The following is a 3,820-nucleotide window of genomic DNA, read 5'->3' as shown; positions in this document are numbered from 1 at the left end:
TAGGGAACGCTCGGCGCGCAAAATTGTGGAACCTATAGTTCCATATTATAAGTGCCACTGATGCCTGTCAATTGACGACTGCCAAGAGCAGTACTTGCAGCGAGGGAACGAAACGAAGAGCGAAATAAGCAAGTTTCGAGATAAGGATGCTGAGATCCCGGACAAGATTGCTCGCATTCTGGAGCGATGAGTCAGCTAACGTGGCAAATAGTATTCTTGGCGAGGAGCAATGCAGCCGGGCAATCCTGCTTTTATTGGATAGACTACGAATAACAAACACACTCCGCGATATGGAGTGCGGTAATCGACACAAGCTAAATGCTTGCCATCTAGCATCTAGCCCAGTATTTAGGCCACTTAGCCATACAAACAATCAGGCATAAAAAAACCCGCTAAAATAGCGGGTCTTTTTAATAATGGCGGAGAGGGAGGGGTTCGAACCCTCGATGAGGCTATAAACCCCATACTCCCTTAGCAGGGGAGCGCCTTCAGCCACTCGGCCACCTCTCCGGAAATTTCCCACTTAAACAAGCAAGCTTGAAAAAGTAGAGCGTTAATCAGCACATAGCGCTGTTCAACGAATCGGGCGGCATAATACCACACTCAGGAAATAAGCAAAGGCCTAAACGGCTTTTTTCGCTTTATTCCTTGTTTCCATTGCTCTCATTTTGGATACGGTCGTAAATTTCTTCACGGTGTACCGCAATATCTTTAGGCGCGTTAACACCTAAGCGAACCTGATTTCCCTTTACACCTAAAACAGTCACCGTGACTTCATCACCAACCATCAAGGTCTCACCAATACGACGAGTTAAAATTAACATTATGGCATCTCCTTGTAAGAGCCCAACGCAAACCCCCTGGTGCGATTCCTTGTGCAACACAGCGAAAATAGCGCAATTAAATTAAATACTGGGCTCCAAATCCAGTTCGAAAGCTGCGTGCAGCGAGCGAACGGCTAGCTCCAAATATTTCTCATCAATGACCACTGAGATTTTTATTTCAGAGGTTGTGATAAGCTGAATATTTATTGACTCCTCCGCCAAGGTTTTGAACATTTTACTGGCGATACCCGCATGCGAACGCATACCGACGCCGACCAGCGATACCTTGGCAATTTTGTCATCCGTTTTGACCTCTCGCGCACCTGTTTGTTTCACCAGCTTACGCACAATGGCTTCGGTCTTTGCCATATCTCCACGACTAACCGTAAAAGTCAGGTCCGTCGAATTGTCTTCAGCGACGTTTTGAACAATAACGTCGACTTCAATATTTGCATCGCTCACCGGACCGAGAATTTGGTAAGCCAAACCTGGAGTATCCGGTACGCCTAACACAGTAATCTTTGCCTCATCACGGGTAAACGCAATGCCCGAAATTGCCGGGTTTTCCATATCCGAGTCTTCCTCTAAGCTAATCAATGTCCCTGGTCCATCCTGGAAAGCATGTAGCACCCGCAATGGCACATTGTACTTACCAGCAAATTCTACTGAGCGTATCTGTAATACTTTAGAACCTAAGCTGGCCATTTCCAGCATTTCTTCAAAAGTAATACGAGTTAGGCGGCGGGCATTGCTCACCACCCTCGGATCAGTGGTGTAGACCCCGTCTACATCAGTATAAATTTGACATTCATCGGCCTTCAGCGCCGCCGCGAGCGCAACGCCCGTGGTATCTGAACCGCCGCGCCCCAAGGTTGTGATATTGCCGTTTTCATCAACGCCTTGAAAACCTGCCACAACCACTACATTGCCTTCTGCCAGGTCAGCCCGGATCTTGGCATCGTCAATATCTCTGATACGCGCTTTGGTATGCGCCTCATCAGTTAAAATCCGCACCTGGGTGCCTGTATACGACTTTGCACCTTGCCCTAGATCATGTAAGGCCATGCAAAGCAGTGAAATCGTTACCTGCTCGCCAGTAGAGACTAGCACGTCCATTTCTCGTGGCGTGGGCTCTGCCTGCATTGCCTTGGCCAAGTCGATCAAGCGATTGGTTTCACCACTCATCGCCGACACTACGACTATAATATCGTGGCCCTGCTGACGAAAACCGGCGACTTTTTGAGCTACCGCTTTAATTCGTTCAACCGTCCCAACCGAGGTACCGCCAAATTTTTGAACTATTAGACTCATGATTCACTTCTGCTAATAAACGCCCATCTCAGAGGGCGCTCATTAAACACCAGAACAAATTTAAAGGAAATGACCCACTGCGTGCTATACGTGATTTACGTAGTTTTTGCACCGATATGGATCAATTTATTTGGCTACTTGGCTACTTGGCTGCGCAATAGTCGCGAACAAGCTGCAATGCAGCTGGAATAGCCGCCACATCGACACCACCACCTTGTGCCATATCTGGGCGACCACCGCCTTTGCCACCAACAGCCTCTGCTGCCAACTTCATGATCTCTCCGGCTTTAAAACGACCGGTTAGATCTTTGGTGACACCTGCGGCCAAAGCCACTTTACCGCCTTCATCGGCCGCCAGCAGTATTACACCTGAGCCTAGCTTGTTTTTGAGCTGATCCAAGGTATCACGCAAAGTTTTTGCATCGGCACCCTCTAATTTCGTCGCTAAGACCTTAACGCCCGCGATTTCTTCTAGCTGGGCCAATAAATCATCGCCCGCTGAACTCGCCAATTTACCCTTCAATGCAGCTACGTCTTTTTCCAGCTGCTTTTGCTGGGCAAGTAACTGCTGAACCTTGTCGGCTAACTTGTCTCGACCAGTTTTGAGCAAACCTGCTAATTGCCCCAATTCACTTTCTGCCTGCTCGAACGCAGCCAGCGCCGTTGCACCAGTCACTGCCTCAATGCGACGCACTCCGGCAGCAATACCGGATTCAGCCACAATACGCATCAAACCAATATCACCAGTGCGCTCAACATGGGTACCACCACACAGCTCAATAGAGAAATCGCCGCCCATACTCAGCACCCGAACCTCTTCACCGTATTTCTCACCGAATAGCATCATGGCACCGCGCTTGGCCGCACCGTCCATATCCATCACTTCAGTCTGTACGGGACTATTCAGACGGATCTGCTGATTAACCAAGGCTTCAATTGCCGCAAGCTGCTCTTTACTGACGCCCTCAAAGTGCGAGAAGTCAAAGCGCAGGCGCTGTGCATCGACCAGCGAGCCCTTCTGCCCTACGTGCTCACCCAAGACCTGACGCAGCGCGGCGTGCAATAAATGGGTCGCGGAGTGGTTCAAGGCGGTAGCTTGGCGAATATCGTTATCCACCTCCGCCTGCAAGTGATCACCTTCACTAATGGTGCCACTCACCACCACGCCATGATGCAAATGGTGACCGGCGGATTTATGGGTGTCACGTACTTCAAAGCGCACGCCATTGGCGCTGAGCACGCCTGAATCGCCGGCCTGACCACCTGATTCACCGTAGAACGGCGTTTGATCTAAAATAATTACGCCGGCATCACCTTCTTTTAGGGAGCTAACGCGCTGACCATCTTGCAGCAAGGCAACGACAGCGCCCTGCTCTGCCAAGCTATGATAGCCACAAAATGCCGTTTCGCCGTCGATATTCAACTCTGAACTCAAGTCCACCTTAAAATTCGAGGCGGAACGCGCGCGCTCGCGCTGAGCGTTCATGGCCTGTTCAAAACCGTCCATATCCAGGCTCAGACCCTGTTCACGCGCGATGTCCGCGGTGAGATCAACCGGAAAACCATAGGTATCGTAAAGACGGAATACCGTGTCGCCGGGAATCTGCTTGCCGTTTAAATCTTGTAAATCCTGCTCGAGAATTTTCATGCCCTGATCAAGGGTTTTAGCAAACTGCTCCTCTTCC

At 49.9% G+C, this 3,820-nt stretch carries 3 protein-coding genes and 1 tRNA gene; all 4 read right to left on the bottom strand.

What is annotated here, in order from left to right; all coding sequences use genetic code 11:
• Positions 1 to 417: 417 nt before the first annotated feature.
• Positions 418 to 510 (bottom strand) — tRNA-Ser (locus ABYT30_RS16860).
• A gap of 131 nt (positions 511 to 641) precedes the next feature.
• On the bottom strand, positions 642 to 824 hold the full coding sequence (gene csrA, locus ABYT30_RS16855) for a carbon storage regulator CsrA (RefSeq protein ID WP_008247082.1): 183 nt from the start codon (positions 822 to 824) through the stop codon (positions 642 to 644).
• An 81-nt stretch (positions 825 to 905) separates the two neighbouring features.
• Positions 906 to 2,135 carry an aspartate kinase gene (locus tag ABYT30_RS16850; protein ID WP_373078864.1) on the bottom strand — a complete coding sequence of 410 codons (1,230 nt, stop codon included), beginning with the start codon at positions 2,133 to 2,135 and terminating at the stop codon, positions 906 to 908.
• A 142-nt stretch (positions 2,136 to 2,277) separates the two neighbouring features.
• A partial coding sequence (gene alaS, locus ABYT30_RS16845; protein ID WP_373097596.1) for an alanine--tRNA ligase occupies positions 2,278 to 3,820 on the bottom strand: 1,543 nt, incomplete at its 5' end.

Source organism: Zhongshania sp. (assembly GCF_041623545.1).
Classification (GTDB): domain Bacteria; phylum Pseudomonadota; class Gammaproteobacteria; order Pseudomonadales; family Spongiibacteraceae; genus Spongiibacter.
Note: the sequence above shows the minus strand (reverse complement) of the source record. Positions and strands in the feature narration are given on the sequence as shown.

Excerpts from the sequence above, each read along its gene's own strand:
- ABYT30_RS16850 (WP_373078864.1), bottom strand. The coding sequence starts at position 2,135 with ATGAGTCTAATAGTTCAAAAATTTGGCGGTACCTCGGTTGGGACGGTT.
- csrA (WP_008247082.1), bottom strand. The coding sequence starts at position 824 with ATGTTAATTTTAACTCGTCGTATTGGTGAGACCTTGATGGTTGGTGAT.